This is a genomic window from Streptomyces sp. NPDC030809 (assembly GCF_055572195.1).
The window spans coordinates 126,504-141,400 of record NZ_JBVIDV010000005.1; the positions used below are offsets into that span (position 1 = coordinate 126,504).

Below are 14,897 nucleotides of genomic sequence, written 5' to 3' on the forward strand. Positions count from 1 at the left end.
GGGGCGGGACGGGCGGGTGCCGGCTCAGCCGTCGCGGCCGGCGGCGTCCGCCACGCGGCCGCGGACCGCGTACCAGCCGGCGGTCAGCGCCGCGGCGATCAGCGGTACGCACAGCACGGTGGTGCGGCCCGCGCCTCCGTCGGCGTACATCAGGACCAGGACGGAGGCGAGGAAGGCCAGCGTCACGATCTCGGTCCACGGGGAGCCGGGCAGGCGGTAGGAGGGACGGGTCAGTTCGCCCTCACGGGTCTTCCGCCAGAAGAGCAGGTGGCACACCATGATCATGCCCCAGGTGGCGAGGATGCCGATGGCGGCGAGGTTGAGCACGATCTCGAACGCGTCGGCCGGAACGACGAAGTTGAGGCCGACGCCGAGGACGCACATGCCGCTGGTGAGGAGGATGCCCCCGTAGGGCACCTGCGTACGGCTCAGCCGGGCGGTGAAGCGCGGGGCCGAGCCGTTGACGGCCATCGAGCGCAGGATGCGACCGGTGGAGTAGAGGCCGGAGTTGAGCGAGGACATGGCCGCGGTGAGGACGACCAGGTTCATCACGTCGCCGGCCGCCGGGACGCCGATGTGGGACAGCACGGTGACGAAGGGGCTCTGGCCGGAGCTGTAGGCGCTCCACGGCATCAGCATCGACAGCAGGACGACCGAGCCGACGTAGAAGAGGCCCACGCGCCACATGATCGAGTTGATCGCCTTGGGCATGATCTCCTCGGGGTTCTCGGTCTCGCCCGCCGTGACGCCGACCAGCTCGACGGAGGCGTAGGCGAAGACGACGCCCTGGATGATCAGCAGCATCGGGAGCAGGCCGTTGGGGAAGATGCCGCCGTTGCCGGTGATCAGTGCCGGGCCGGGGACGGCCCCGTCGACGGGGTGCCGGGTGGCGAGGAGGAAGATCCCGATCGCCATGAAGGCGACGAGCGCGCCGACCTTGACGATGGCGAACCAGAACTCCAGTTCGCCGAAGATCCGCACCGAGATCAGGTTCACGGCGAGGACCACGGCGAGGGCCACGAGCGCGATCACCCATTGCGGAACGTCGGAGAACAGGCCCCAGTAGTGGGTGTAGGTGGCGACGGCGGTGATGTCGGCGATGCCGGTGGTCGCCCAGTTGAGGAAGTACATCCAGCCCGCGGTGTACGCGCCCTTCTCGCCCAGGAACTCCCGGGCGTACGAGACGAAGGCGCCGGAGGACGGCCGGTACAGGACGAGTTCGCCGAGTGCGCGCACGACGAGGAACGCGAAGACCCCGCAGACGGCGTACGCGATGAACAGCGAGGGCCCGGCGTCGGCGAGGCGTCCTCCGGCGCCGAGGAAGAGGCCGGTGCCGATCGCACCGCCGATGGCGATCATGTTGACGTGGCGGGGTTTCAGGGACTTGCTGTACCCGGTGTCCCCGGCGTCGACGTGACGGGTCGTGGTGCGCTTCTCGCCTTTGAGGAACTGCTCGCTCACGCCTCGGGTCCGCCTTCCGTGGGGGTGCTCGTGTGCTGGGGGCGCACGATGTCGGTGAGGGTCGTCTCGACCCGCAGGAGGTGGTGGGACATGGCCTCCACCGCGTCGTGCTCGGACCCGTCGACCAGTGCCTCGAGGATGGCCCGGTGCTCGCAGTTGGACTGCTCGCGCCGGCCGCCCAGCTCGTTGAGGAAGGTCGACTGACGCGCCAGTGCGTCGCGGATCTCCTCGATGACGCGGCGGAAGACGGGGTTGCGGGAGGCCTCGGCCACCGCCAGGTGGAAGACGGTGTCCATCGCCACCCAGGCGGTGGTGTCGGTCTCCTGCTCCATGCGGTCGAGCAGATGGCGCAGGTGGTCCAGGTCTTCCGGGGTGCGGCGCACGGCGGCGTACCCGGCGACCGGGATCTCGACGTGCCGGCGCACCTCCAGCAGGTCGCTTGCGGCGTAGTCGCCGAAGGTGGGGTCTTCCACCGTGTTGGCGAGGACGAAGGTGCCCTTGCCGCTCTTGGAGACGGTCAGGCCCATGGCCTGCAGGGCCCGGAGCGCCTCCCGCAGCACGGGCCGGCTGACCTCGAGCGTCCGGCACATCTCGGCTTCCGAGGGGAGCTTGTCGCCCACGGCGTACTCACCGCGCTCAATGGCGGTGCGCAGGTGACCGAAGACCGCTTCCATCGCGCTGACGCGCCGCGGCAGTTGGCCACCTGTCTGGCTGTCTGACAGGTTCACGCTGTGATCCTGCGGGGTGCACCGGAGGGTGTCAAGACACTTCTGTCGGGAAAATCCGGCCGGTGAACTTCGCCCGGTGCGCGGGTTACGTCCACCCCCGGGCCGAATGGGCACCCCGCGGCACCCGTACGCCGGCGCTGGCGGGGGCGGACGCTCGCCGCGCGAGCGCCGGGCGCGCCCCCGTGGAGTGTGCAGCACGCACCACGCCCGGACGGGCCCGGACCGCGGCGGACGTGCGGAATCCGCCAACTTGGCGGCGTCCGCACGCGCGTAGACCGCACCGCACCACCAGGCCTCCCGACCTGTCCGACTACCGAACACTATGGCTGAAAGTTAAACCATTGCCTGCCGGGAGCTCTACGTTGGCGGCGGTTGACGTTCCAGCGAGAGGAAACCCCTCATGACCGCAGCCGACAACGCGCCCCCAACGGCCCGCATCCTCACCGGCTACCGCCCCGAGGACGGCTTCATGGCGGTGGAGCTCGACCCGCCTCCGGCCGAGTACGTCTGGCACGACGAGCACGCCGAGCAGCACGATCGGCGCTACGGGCCGGGAGCGGCGTACCAGCAGTGGCTGGCGGTGGACGTGCGCACCGGCGCCGTCTGGTTCGGCGACACCGACTGGCGGGCTCCGGGCGAAGACCTCGCCACTCGGCTGCCCGGCCCCTCACGGAGGGCGCTCGGCGACGGGGCCCTGCCGGCTCCCGGAGTCGTGGTGCAGCTGCTCCGCCACCTGACCCACGACCAGCAGCGCGGCTGCACCTGGCGCTTCTTCACCGCCGAGGAGCTCCACGTGCTCGCGCGGGGCATCCTGCCGTCCGTACAGCGGCTCGTGGACTCGATCCACCGGGTCGGGCCCGGCGCCGAGCTGGAGTGGTCGGCCGAGGCCGCCACCGCCTGGGAGGACATCGAGCGGTCGGCGACCCGCACCGCCGCCTCCCCCGACGGGCTCCGCCGGCCCGTGCCGGTGCGCGCGACGCCGACCCCGGCCTGGCGCGTGGAGGTGGGGGCCTTCCTGGCGATGAACCCCGACCTGTGCGATCCCGCCTGGGGTCTGGCCTCGGACGCGGAGCTCGACGCCTACGCCGACTACTCGCCCGAGAGCGGCTACGGCGGCGTACCGGGACGGATGTGCCGCGCCGCCGGGCGGCAGATCGAGGACGGGTTCACGTTCTACGGCCACCGTGCCGCGCTGTACGCCTACCGTGCCCGGGCGTGCGGTGACCGCACTCCGACGGACGCCCGCGTCTGGCTGGAGACCACGGAGGCGGGCCGCGGCGCCTGGGCGGCCGCCAAGCCCCTCGGAGCCACTCTCGCCGACGTGCCCGACTGCGTGCTGGCGGCCCTGGCCGAGGGTTTCCAGAACGCCGCACACGAGGAGGGGCTGGCCCTGACGGGCCTGAGCGCCCATCTGCACGGCCTGCGCGCCGAGGAGCGCTCGGCCGTCGACCGCCAACTCGTGGCGGAGGCCGAGGAGGTCACGCGCCTGGAGAACACGCTCAAGGACTTCCGCGCCGCGCGCAACCGCACCGTGACGCGGATCCTGGCGTGGTCCGACGGGCGCGGCGACCGGGAGATAGCACGCCTCGCCGCCATGTCGGAGGAACACGTGGGCGCATGGCGGGCGCGCCTGACCGACGGGGAGGCGGCCGACGCGCCCGCGAGCTGAAGTGCTGCGGGCGGAGCACCGGCCGCGGCAGCCCGGTCCGGGGCCTTGACGCACTGGTTGTGAGCGTTAACACTCGGGGCGTCATGCTGCGTACGGGAGTGGGGGGGCGTCTCGTTCCGCGCCGCCTCCGCCCATGACCTCCACCCGCCAGGAGACCGCCATGCACCGACTGCTCGTCTGGCTGACGGCGGCGGCCGCCGCACTCGCCGGGCCCACCGCCATGGCGGCACCGGCCGCGGCCGCCGACTCCGGCACCTTCAGCGTGCTCACCTACAACGTCGCCGGCCTGCCCGAGAGCATTTCCAGTGCCCCGACGCCGCGCGAGTCCAGCACGACGGAGATCGGCCGGCGGATCGCGCCGTACGACATCGTCCACGTGCAGGAGGACTTCAACTACCACGCGCGCCTCTACGAAGCCGACACCGCGCACCCGTACCGCACCCCCACCAGCGGCGGGGCGGGCATCGGCAGCGGGCTCAACACCCTCGCGAAGTCCCCTTACGACACGGACGACTTCGAGCGGATCCGCTGGAACTCGTGCCAGTACGACTCGGGTGACTGCCTGACCCCGAAGGGCTTCAGCTTCGCCCGGCAGCGCCTCGCCGACGGGGTGTACGTGGACTTCTACAACCTGCACACCAACGCGGGCACGAGCGCAGGCGACCTCGCGGCACGGGCCGACAACCTGACCCAGCTCACCGCGTTCATCAGGGGCAACTCGGCGGGCAACGCGGTCGTCGTCATGGGCGACACCAACACCCGCTACACCCGGGCCGGCGACACCATCGCCGAGTTCGCCGCCGCCAACGGCCTCACCGACGCCTGGGTCGAAGTGGTCCGCGGCGGCACCCCGCCCGCCAAGGGCAGCGACCCCCTGCTCTGCGACCAGTCCGGCGCGACCGTGCCGGCCACCTGCGAGCTCGTCGACAAAGTGCTCTACCGCGGCAGCCGGCTGGTCTCCCTGCACGCGACCTCGTACGCCAACGAGCACGCCGCCTTCCTCACCGGCGACCGGCTCATGCTCTCCGACCACGACCCCGTCGCGGTCGCGTTCTCCTGGGAGCGCAATCCGGCCTACCGGCTGAGCGAGCAGTTCGGCGGACCGCACGGCGCCCGCTTCAACGACATCGACCGCGTCCCCGCGGACGCCCGCGTCACCCGCATCGGCCTGCAGGCCGGCGCCCGCGTCGACCGGATGGCCCTCACCCTGGACGACGGCACGACCCTCGCCCACGGCGGTACGGGCGGAACCGCGGCCTCCCTGACGCTCGGCAGCGACGAGTACGTCACCTCCGCGTACCTGTGCCGGGCCCGGAAGGACGGCCGCACCCGGATCTTCCACGCGAGGTTCACGACCAACCTCGGGCGCACCCTCGCCGGCGGCACGACGACTGCCGACTGCGTCACCCACACCGCCCCGCCCGGCTGGCAGATCACCGGGTTCCACGGCCGCGCGGGCGAGGAGATCGACAAGATCGGCTTCGTGCAGACCCGCCGCTGACGGGCGCCGGCCGGGTTGTCACGCCGCTCCCCCGCCCGGTGCCGTGCGGGACAGGCGGCCGGGCCACCAGGCGCGGGGTCCGGTCTCCAGGACCAGGGCGGGTACGAGCAGGGAGCGCACGACGAGGGTGTCCAGGAGGACGCCGAAGGCGACGATGAAGGCGATCTGGACGAGGAAGGCGAGGGGGATGACCATCAGGGCGGCGAAGGTGGCGGCGAGGACCACGCCGGCCGAGGTGATGACCCCTCCGGTGGTGGTCAGGCCGCGCAGGACGCCTCGGCGGACGCCGTGGACGAGGCTCTCCTCCCGTACCCGTGACATGAGGAAGATGTTGTAGTCCACGCCGAGGGCGACGAGGAACACGAATCCGTACAGGGGGACGGAGGCGTCCGTGCCGCTGAAGCCGAGCAGGTGCTCGAAGACGAGGGCGGAAACGCCCAGGGTGGCGAGGAAGTTCAGGGCGACGGTCGCCACCAGGAGGACCGGCACGAGGAGGGCGCGCAGCAGCAGTACCAGGATGAGCAGGATGATGGCGAGGACCACCGGGACGATGACGGTCCGGTCGCGGGCCGCGGTCCGCTGGGTGTCGTACTGCTGGGCGGTGTAGCCGCCGACCAGGGCGTCGGCCCCGGGGACGGCGTGCAGGCGGGTACGGAGCCCTTCGACCGCCGTCCGGGCGGCCCGGCTGTCGGCGGCGGCCGCCAGGGTGGCGTCGATGCGGACGCGGCCGTCGACGGCCAGGGGGGTTCCGGCTCCCGGGCGGCCCGAGGCGGTGACTGCGGCGGCCGAGGCGACGCCGTCGGCGGCCCGGGCGGCGGCGAGGGCCTCTGCCGCCTTCCCCTCGTTGGCGATGATGACCGCGGGCTGGCCGGAGCCTGCGGGGAAGTGCTCGCCGAGAGTCCGCTGGGCCGCCACCGACGGGGCGTCGTTGACGAAGATCTCGTCCAGGGGCACGCCCTTCGAGGACAGCGTGGGGGCGAAGGCGGCCAGGGCGAGCAGGAGGGCGGTCGTCGACACCCACACCCGGCGCGGGGCGGCGTCGATCACGGCCGCGATCCGGCGCCAGATGCGGTGCCCGTCGGTCGTGGCGTCCGCGGGCTCGGGTGTCGCGGGCCAGAACGAGCTGCGCCCGAGCAGGGCGAGTACGGCGGGCACGAAGGTCAGGGTGCTCAGCACCGCGCAGGCGATGCCGATGGCGCCCACCGGGCCCAGTGCCCGGTTGTTCGTCAGGTCGCTCGCCAGCAGGGCGAGCAGGCCGAGGGCGACGGTCGCGGCGCTGGCGGTGATCGCACCGGCCGACCGGCGCACGGACGCGACGGCGGCGGCCGTGCGGTCGGCCCGGGCGGCGAGTTCCTCCCGGAAGCGTGCGGCCAGCAGCAGCGCGTAGTCGGTGGCCGCGCCGATGACGAGGATGGACAGGATGCCCTGGACCTGTCCGTCCACGCGCACGATCCCGCGGTCGGCGAGCGCGTACACCACGGCGCAGGCCAGGCCGAGGGCCATCACGGCGCCCGTGATGATCACCAGCGGCAGCAGCAGGCTCCGGTAGACCAGCAGCAGGATCAGCAGGACGGCGCCCAGGGCGACGCCGAGGAGCAGGCCGTCGATGCCTGCGAAGGCGTCCGAGAGGTCCGCCCGGGTGGCTGCCGGGCCGGCGATCCCGGCGGTCAGCCCCGGCACCGCCTCCGCGGCCGCGCGCACCTCCGCGAGGACGGCGGGCAGTTCGTCACCGAGGTCGGGGGCCAGGGGGACGACCGCCTGCAGCGCCCGGCCGTCTTCGGAGAGCAGGGCGGGTGAGGGCCGCCCGGCGATGCCTTCCCGGCCTGCCAGGCCCGCAACGGCCCGTGTCGCCGCCCGTTGCTGCGCCTCGCCGACGCGGCCGGTGCCGGCAGCCTGCCACACGAGGACCGCGGGCACCGATGCGGTGCGTTCGAAGGGCTTGCCGGCTTCGAGGACCCGGGTGGACTCCGCGCTCGCGGGGAGGAACGCGGCCTGGTCGTTGGTCGCGACCTCCCCGAGCCGTCCGGCGTAGGGGCCGAGCGTCCCGCCGATCCCCAGCCAGACCAGCAGCAGTGCCAGCGGGACCAGCCACCGGGCCCGGCGCGACGTGCTCCTCATGGACAGCCTCCGACAACTCTACGAGAAAGTATCTCAATCATCGAGAGATCATAGACTGAGGTCATGAGCAGCGCCGTCACTCCTCCGCCCGCGACTCCCGACGAGGACCCGATCGGGTTGCAGTCCTTCGCGGTACTCCTGCGACGGCTCAACGCCGAGTTCAACCGCATCGCCCAGGAGTTCGCCCACTCCCACGGCCTGCACCTCACCGACGTCCAGGCCCTGATCGCCGTCCTGGACGCCGAACGGGACGAGGACGGCGAGCCGATGACCCCCGGCCGGCTCGGCGCTCGCATGAACCTCACCTCGGGGGCGGTGACCGCCTGCATCGACCGGCTGGAGAAGGCGGGCCACATCCGGCGCTCCCGGGCGGCCGACGACCGGCGGGTCGTGCACCTGCACTACGCGCCGGCCGGCCGGGAGGTGGCGCGCGAGTACTTCGGACCGCTGGCCCGCGCCACGGACGCCGTACGGGCGCGCTTCGACGCCGGCGAACTCCACACGGTCGTGCGCTTCCTGCACGAGCTGAACCGGCAGCTCACGCACGTCGGCCGCTGAGCCGCGGGCCCCGCACCCGGCCGTGCGGGACGCCGCGGGCGCCGCCGACCGGCCCCTGCGGACAGCGTCGCCGTCACGCCCGCCACCGCGGCAGGGGCTTGCGGCCGTCAGTCGGCGGTGTGGACCTCCAGGGAGGCGCGGACCGCCGATTCCAGGGCTCCCTCGATCCAGGCGGGTTTGAGGGAGGTGTGGTCGCCCGCGAAGTGGAGCGGGCCTTCCGGAGTGCCGATGTCGGGGAAGAGTTCGGTGTGCTGGCCGGGGAGGAGGACGGATGCCTCGCCGTAGGCGTAGGGGTCCCGCGCCCAGCTCTGGGTCTTCCCGGCACCGGTGTAGAAGACCTCGATGCGCTGGCCGTAGATCTCCTGGAGGCCGCAGAGGGCGTAGGGGTAGCGGGAGTCGCCGTCGAGGGCGTCCCAGCGCCTGGCGTCGTCCGCCCAGCTGTAGGAGGCGAGCACCACTCCCCCGGCGCTGCCCGGCACGGGGTGCGAGGGGTTGAACGTGAAGCGGTTGGGGTTGTCGCTCACCGATCCGCCTCCCAGACTGCCGACGGCTTCCGGCTGGTCGCGGCTCACGGATCGGTACGCGGCGTAGTACACGCGCTGGCTGTCGGAGAGGAAGCCCCCGGTGACGGAGCCGTGGCGGCCCAGGAGGCTGCCGTCGGCGGGGGCGCGCCCCTTCTGGTAGGCCTCGTGGAGGCCGGGGTCGATCGTGGCGAGTTCCCGCTTCCAGTCGTCCTCGTCGAACTCCCACCAGCGGCGGCTGAATTCGAGCAGGACCTTCGTGGCACTGTCGTAGTGGAGTTCGGTGACGGCCCTGCGCTTGCCGTACGACATGAGCGGGGCGATGCGGATGTGCCGCAGTCCCGAGAAGGGCACCGTGATGACGGCGGCATCCGCGGTGAACTGCTCCCGTACCGGCGTGCCTTCGCGTCCTTCGGACACCGTGTCCACCCATACGCGCGGACCGTCGGGGCCGACGTGCGGGGTGTCGGCGTGCGGACGGGACGGGTCCCAGTACTCGATCCTGGTGACCCGCCGGTCGAAGCGGACGCACTCCCGGACCTCTTCCAGCAGGGCGTCGGCGAGGGTCGCCGTACCGCCGCGCAGTTCCCAGAACGCGGTGTCGGGGGCGATGAGGGCCGCGCCGAGGAAGCTGTGGAGGAACGAGAGGGAGAGGCGGGAGGTGAGGTTCTCCAGGCAGCCGACCAGGTCGATCGTGGCGTCGTCGAGTTTGGCGGACTCCCGCAGGAAGCGCCGCATCGACCAGTCGCCGAAGCGCTCGACGATCCGCACCCATCCGGCGATCAGTTCCCCGGCCGGCTTGTCCACGCGGCGCCCGTCGGCCGCCACCGTACTGATCTCGTCCCGCACCGGTGCCAGCGCGTCGGCGAGGATCGTGGCGGAAGGCACGTCCCAGAGGGCGCGGGGCACTCCGAAGGAACGATTCACCCGGCGCGGGTTGCGCGCGTACTCGGCCCGGTGCACGCGGATTCCGTTCACGTGGATCCAGGTCCGCAGGGCACGGGTTCCGTCGGGGTTCTCGTCGACCAGGCGGAACTTCCGGCGTGGCAGGCCCAGGTGGTCGATCAGGGCCATGACCAGGGGATGGCTCTGCGGGATGCGCATCGCTCCGGCCTCGGCGTACTGAAGCGGGTCGGCGAAGGGCTGGGCTGCCCCCTCGTGGCCGCCCTTGCGGAACGTCTTGATCCTGCCTCCGGCGCGGTTGCCGTTCGCCTCCACGAGCGTGACCGCGTGCCCGGCCCGCCGCAACAGCAGCGCCGCCACCAGCCCCGCCGGGCCGGCCCCGACCACGAGGACCTTCTTCGGCGCCGCGGAAGTCCTCGGCAGGCCGTCGCCGACCAGCACCCGCAGGTAGGAGGGGACCAGGTCCTCCCCTCCGGGGCCGCGCATCAGCAGCGCGTGCGCGACCCGGAGGGCGCGACCGGACGGTGCGGAAGTCGCCGGAGGGGCCAGGAGGGCCGGTCCCGGACCGGCCGCCGTCGCCGGTGCGGCCGTGGCGCCGGCGACAGCGGCTGCCGCGGAGGCGGCGCCCGCGGCGAACTCGCGCCGCGAAAGGGGGCCCGGCCCGGAGGGCGCGCCGGAGGACTTCGTTGATCGAATGGCTCGCATCGCCTCACCATGCAACGGGGCCCGCGCCAACTGCCCGCCACACTCGCGCGCATGACAGGGTTTAGCCCAATCAGCCCAAGACCGGCATCACTTGGCTGCGTCGTCCGTTACCGTGCGGCCTCGATCTGGTCGAACCGCATCAGGGCCTGCCGGTACGCGTCCGGCTCGATGCCGAGGGGCGGGCTGAACGAGTGCTGGAGGATCGACACCAGGTACACGCCGAATCCCAGCACGGTGCCGAGCAGCAGCATCACCAGCATGTGCCGCGGACCGGCGTTGATGCCCACCAGGGCCGGGAAGAGGACGACCAGCAGGGCCGTGGCCACGAGCGCGTACGAGATGGGTTCCGGGACGGTCCACCGCATGTCGCTGGAGCGCTGGTTGCGTGCCGTGGCCACGCCGTCCAGGGCGGTGCCGACCGCGTCCCGGGCGGTCTGCTCCTCCCCCGTCCCCTGTACGCGCGCGACGGTCAGCCGCGCCTGGTCGAGCAGGCCGGCGGCCTTCGTGCTCATCTGCCGGTCCCGCATCAGAACCCACTCCGGTCCGGCCACCTCCGCGGTGTACTGCCTGAGTTGCTCCCGGGCTTGCGGACGCACCACGGCCGGCAGCTCCCGCATGTCCCCGAAGGCGGCCTCCAGCGCACGCGCCTCCTGGTAGGTGTGGTCACTCGCGGCATTGCGCTGCTGCCAGGAACTCGCCACCAGGAAGGCCGCCGTCAGCACGAACAGCGCCAGAGTGGCGCTGCCCACGAAGCCCAGCGCGGGAGCTTCCAGGTGAGCCTTCCTGGATGCCTCGCTGCGGGACAGCGCCCACGTCAGGCCGCACGCCGTCACCGCACCCACGAACGCGAACAACACACCCACGCCGAACATGTCAGGCCCTACTCCTCACGGGATTTCGATGTGCGCCGCGACTCGAAGTTCATCGCGGCCAGCAAAGCCGGGAACAGCACGAGCACCAGGGTCAGCACCGCCCAGTCCATCCGGTCCATGAGCGGCTCGGACCGCGGCCTGGACCGGGCCGGAGACGTGCCCGGAGGGCGTGCGCGGGCGGCCTCGGCCTCTTCGGGAGCGGTGGGCCTCGCCGCGGTGGACTGCCCTCGGGCACGCCCCGCCTGACCGGCCGCGAGGAACTGCCCTCCCGGTGCGGTGAGGGCCAGGGGCGGCAGTTGGGCCGCGGCCGCCGGCCCGGTGCCGACGCCCGCCGCGCCCTCGCCGGGCGGCGCCGGTGCATCCCCGCCCGGCGGCGCCGCGGGGCCCGGAGCCGTGCCCTCGCCGGGCGGCGGTGCACCGGGGGGCAGTTGCGCGCCCGGGGGCAAGGGGCTCCAAGGGGGCAGCGGCAGGCCCGGAGGCAGGGGCACCCCCGGCGGCAGAGGAAGGCCCGGAGGCAGAGGAGCCCCGGGCGGTACGGATGCGCGGGGAGGGGCGCCCGGAGACTGGGGCGTGCCCGGGGGCTGCGGCACACCGGGGAACGGGGGTACACCCGGAGGCTGCGGAACTCCGGGAGGCTGCGGAACTCCCGGAGACTGGGGCGTGCCCGGGGGCTGCGGCGCGGCGGGGGGACGAGGCGGGGCAGGGGGGCGGGGCTGCCGGCTCGCCGGGGGGTGAGGCGGGCGCGGCACCGGCCGGGGGTGGGGCACCGCGTACCCGGCGGCGGCCCGTGCGACCAGGGCCAGCGGGGGCAGTAACGACCCGGTCGCGGAGACGGCCCGGTCCGCCGTCGTGCCGGTGGCCACGGCCACGGATGCATGGCGCCCGGGCGCGGTCGGGGCCGATGCCCAGCACTCGACGCTCGTACCGGGCTGCAGCCGGGGTGGGACGCCCCCTCCGCCGGCGCACGTCAACGGACCGGCCGCACGCAGCAGCGGGTCGCGAAGGCGCACGTCGTCCAAGGGGGCGGGGCCTGCGTACATCAGACGATAGGAGAGACGTTTCTGCGACGCCTGGCGCTTGAGGACCAGGACGGAGGCGCGGGCGTGGTACCCCGCGGTGGCCGACGCGCGACCGCCCGGGTACTCCGGCCAGGCCGCAGTGCCGGTGGCCGTCACCCGGACGCGGTGGCGGCCCGTGAGAGCGGCGATGGCCGCCCGGCAGGTCATCGTCCCCAGCGGCGCCATGGAAGACCGGGGGCAGTGCACGCGTCCGCCGGTGGCCTGCGCGTCCCGCACCCGGACCCCGCGCAGGCCGTATTCCGCGTTGTTGCGCAGCCGGTACACGCGGACCAGCAGTTGCCCGGGCCGCACGTGGACCCCGGTGCCCGGCACGCTGTTCGTCGACACCGCAATCCTCAGCACGCCGCCGTCCGTTCCGCCCATGGGCGCGGAACCGAGCAGACACGCACCCATGCCCAACGACAGCACTGCTCGTGCTGCGCCCGACAGTTTTCGACGGAAACCCATGGCGGCATTATGTGATCCCAAGATCGATTGGGCCGTCCGCCGCGCACAGCGTGTCGAGCGGACTGCGCGGGCCGGCCCGCCCGCCCCGGTTCCGCGGCCGTGGCGGGGCCAGGGGCCGCCGACCCCGGGCCCCGCCGCGGCGGATGTCAGGACGGGTCGCCGTACAGGAGCCCGCGTCCGTTGGTGCCGACGTACACGCGGCCGAAGGTGTCGGGGTCACCGGTGATGACGCCGACGCCGCCGATGCTGCCCCACTGGTGTGCGTCGTCGTTGACGCGGACCCACGTGGCGCCCCGGTCGGTGGACCGGAAGACTCCGGTCACGTCCTTCACCGTGCCGATGAGGTACAGGGCCTGGTAGGAGGTGCCCGGTGCGGCCTTGCCGAAGCCCAGTGCCGAGGCGGACTGCACCCCCGCGAGCGCGGTGAAGCTGCGGCCGCCGTCGGTGGAGTGCAGGAGCCCCCGGCCACCGCCGGCGATCCACAGGTCCCCGGGGACCCCGGGTACGGCCTCCAGCCGGCCGTCGGCGGGCAGGCCCGCGGCCCGGGCGCTGAAGGTCGCTCCCCCGTCGGTGCTGGCGTGGAGCGTGCCGCCGGCCAGCGAGTAGAAGACCGCGGCCGACGACCGGTCGGCCACGACCACGGCGCCGGTGCCCAGCCCGCGGACCTGCGACCAGGTGGCCCCCTTGTCGGTCGAGCGGTACGGGGCCTGGCCGGACTGGGTCCAGACGATGGCGGAACCGTCGGCCGCGAGCGCTGCGCGGCCGCTGTCGGCGCCGGCCACCGGTTCCGAGGCGAAGCCCTTCCAGCTGCGGCCGCCGTCGGTCGAGTAGGCACCGTCCTGTGCGCCGCCCCGGCCGACGCGGACCATCATCGAAGGGCGGGACTGGGCGAAGTCGATGGACGTGCTGTTGGTCATCATGGGGTTCTTGAGCCGCCCGGCGGGCACCTTGGTCAGGGACCCGTGGCGGAATCCGCCCAAGTCGCCCATGGCGGTGATGACATGCGCGCCGCCGGGCGGGGCGATCGCGTCCATCAGCGCCGTCTCCTCCAGCCCGCGCGCCCCCACGGCCCAGTGGCTCGTGCCGCCGCTGTCGGTGGCGGCGGCGTCCCTGCTGCGCCAGATGCCGCTGCCGGTGCCGTACAGCACGTGCCCGGAGTCGAAGGGATCGATGGCCAGGGCCGTCATCCAGTGCCCGGTACCGGTTCCGACGTACGGAGCGCCGGAGGCGTTCCGCACCGAGACCGCGGCCTGCGCCTTCCACGTCGTGCCGCCGTCGGTGGTCCGGTAGATCTCGTCCTCCGGCCACCACCGGTCGAGGGTGGCCACCATCACGGTGGACGGCTTCTGCGGGTCGACGGCCAGGCCGGAGAACCCGTAACCGCCCTGGGAGGGCGAGATGTCCTTCCACGCACCGGTCGCCGGCGTGTACTTCCACACCGAACCGGCCGTCACGCCGTTGGGTCCGAGGGCGTTGGTGTACGTCAGGTAGAGCGAGCCGTCACCGGAGAGCACCCCGTGCTGCGGCATCTGCCCGGTGGGCTGCCCGGAGACGCCCCGCCAGGTGCGGCCGCCGTCGGTGGAGCGGTACAGGGAGGCGGACTTGTCCGCGACGCCGACGTAGACGGTCTTGCTGCCGGCCGGGCCGTACGTCACGAACGAGATGCCCGCGCCGCTGCCCGCTCCGTCCTTGACGGGGAACGAGGAGACCTGGCGCCATGTGGCACCGTGGTCGGTGCTGCGCCACAGCCCGTTCTTGCGGGTGCCCAGCAGGAGGGTGCCGTGCTGCGCGGGGTCGATCGCCAGCCGCTCGCCGGCCCCGCGGCCGTCCTCGTTGGCGCCGAGCTTGAACGGCAGGTCGGTGCGCTTGAAGGTGCGGCCCCGGTCGGCGGAACGCAGGATCGCGCCGTTGCCGGCCCAGTCGTTGGTGTAGGTGCCCGCCGCGAGGTAGAGGCGCCGGGGGTCGACGGGGTCGGTGGCCACCGCGTCGATGCCCAGCAGGTTCCAGTCCTTCTCACCGACCCAGTCGGTCAGCGGAGTCCACTGCCGGGCGCGGGTGTCCCAGCGGTACGCGCCGCCCATGTCGGTACGTGCGTACAGCAGGCCCTTCTCCCGGGCGTTGAACACCAGCCCGGTGACGTAACCGCCGCCCGCCACCTGCGCGTTGCGCCACACGTAGGGTCCGGCCCCGGCGGCCGTCGTGGCCTGCGAGTCCCCCTGGGTGAGCAGAAGGTACGGCACGACGGCGGCGGGCACTGCGAGCAGCAGGGCGGTGGCGCTCCAGCGGCGGCGGTGGCGGCCGCGGCTCCTGCCGCGGGTGGGGATGTTCATGAAGA

General features: G+C 73.2%; 9 protein-coding genes. 3 read left to right on the forward strand and 6 right to left on the reverse strand.

Annotated features, from left to right (window positions below):
- Positions 1-24 precede the first annotated feature (24 nt).
- Positions 25-1,461, reverse strand: coding sequence for an amino acid permease (locus ACZ407_RS09060; RefSeq protein ID WP_468126784.1), 1,437 nt, complete (start codon positions 1,459-1,461; stop codon positions 25-27).
- Complete coding sequence (locus ACZ407_RS09065) at positions 1,458-2,189, reverse strand: FadR/GntR family transcriptional regulator (protein WP_468126785.1); 732 nt, start codon at positions 2,187-2,189, stop codon at positions 1,458-1,460. Before ACZ407_RS09065 ends, ACZ407_RS09060 begins: the two co-directional genes overlap by 4 nt.
- A 400-nt stretch (positions 2,190-2,589) precedes the next feature.
- On the opposite strand from ACZ407_RS09065, the gene ACZ407_RS09070 reads away from it, so the two are divergent.
- Entirely contained in the window at positions 2,590-3,858 is a 1,269-nt protein-coding gene (locus tag ACZ407_RS09070; RefSeq protein ID WP_468126787.1) for a hypothetical protein, read from the forward strand.
- A gap of 160 nt (positions 3,859-4,018) precedes the next feature.
- Positions 4,019-5,359 carry a jacalin-like lectin gene (locus ACZ407_RS09075; RefSeq protein ID WP_468127111.1) on the forward strand — a complete coding sequence of 447 codons (1,341 nt, stop codon included), beginning with the start codon at positions 4,019-4,021 and terminating at the stop codon, positions 5,357-5,359.
- Between the two features lie 18 nt (positions 5,360-5,377).
- Here ACZ407_RS09075 and ACZ407_RS09080 read toward each other — a convergent pair whose 3' ends face one another.
- Positions 5,378-7,477: an MMPL family transporter gene (locus tag ACZ407_RS09080; protein WP_468126789.1), complete on the reverse strand. Its 2,100-nt coding sequence runs from the start codon at positions 7,475-7,477 to the stop codon at positions 5,378-5,380.
- 63 nt (positions 7,478-7,540) lie between these two features.
- On the opposite strand from ACZ407_RS09080, the gene ACZ407_RS09085 reads away from it, so the two are divergent.
- Complete coding sequence (locus tag ACZ407_RS09085; protein ID WP_468126791.1) at positions 7,541-8,035, forward strand: MarR family winged helix-turn-helix transcriptional regulator; 495 nt, start codon at positions 7,541-7,543, stop codon at positions 8,033-8,035.
- Between the two features lie 107 nt (positions 8,036-8,142).
- Here ACZ407_RS09085 and ACZ407_RS09090 read toward each other — a convergent pair whose 3' ends face one another.
- The 3 genes from ACZ407_RS09090 to ACZ407_RS09100 all read right to left on the reverse strand — a co-directional run bounded on the left by ACZ407_RS09090 (position 8,143) and on the right by ACZ407_RS09100 (position 14,892).
- A complete protein-coding gene (locus ACZ407_RS09090; protein WP_468126793.1) occupies positions 8,143-10,164 on the reverse strand; it encodes a flavin monoamine oxidase family protein in 2,022 nt (673 codons plus the stop codon).
- Positions 10,165-10,271: 107 nt separating this feature from the next.
- Entirely contained in the window at positions 10,272-11,036 is a 765-nt protein-coding gene (locus ACZ407_RS09095) for a bestrophin-like domain (RefSeq protein ID WP_468126795.1), read from the reverse strand.
- 1,672 nt (positions 11,037-12,708) lie between these two features.
- The gene (locus tag ACZ407_RS09100; RefSeq protein WP_468126797.1) at positions 12,709-14,892 is read right to left on the reverse strand and encodes a carbohydrate-binding protein; all 2,184 of its coding nucleotides are present in this window, start codon (positions 14,890-14,892) and stop codon (positions 12,709-12,711) included.
- Positions 14,893-14,897: the final 5 nt, after the last annotated feature.

Coding starts and splice junctions, on each gene's coding strand:
- ACZ407_RS09070 (WP_468126787.1), top strand. CDS start 2,590: ATGACCGCAGCCGACAACGCGCCCCCAACGGCCCGCATCCTCACCGGC.
- ACZ407_RS09075 (WP_468127111.1), top strand. CDS start 4,019: ATGCACCGACTGCTCGTCTGGCTGACGGCGGCGGCCGCCGCACTCGCC.
- ACZ407_RS09080 (WP_468126789.1), bottom strand. CDS start 7,477: ATGAGGAGCACGTCGCGCCGGGCCCGGTGGCTGGTCCCGCTGGCACTG.
- ACZ407_RS09085 (WP_468126791.1), top strand. CDS start 7,541: ATGAGCAGCGCCGTCACTCCTCCGCCCGCGACTCCCGACGAGGACCCG.
- ACZ407_RS09090 (WP_468126793.1), bottom strand. CDS start 10,164: ATGCGAGCCATTCGATCAACGAAGTCCTCCGGCGCGCCCTCCGGGCCG.
- ACZ407_RS09095 (WP_468126795.1), bottom strand. CDS start 11,036: ATGTTCGGCGTGGGTGTGTTGTTCGCGTTCGTGGGTGCGGTGACGGCG.
- ACZ407_RS09100 (WP_468126797.1), bottom strand. CDS start 14,892: ATGAACATCCCCACCCGCGGCAGGAGCCGCGGCCGCCACCGCCGCCGC.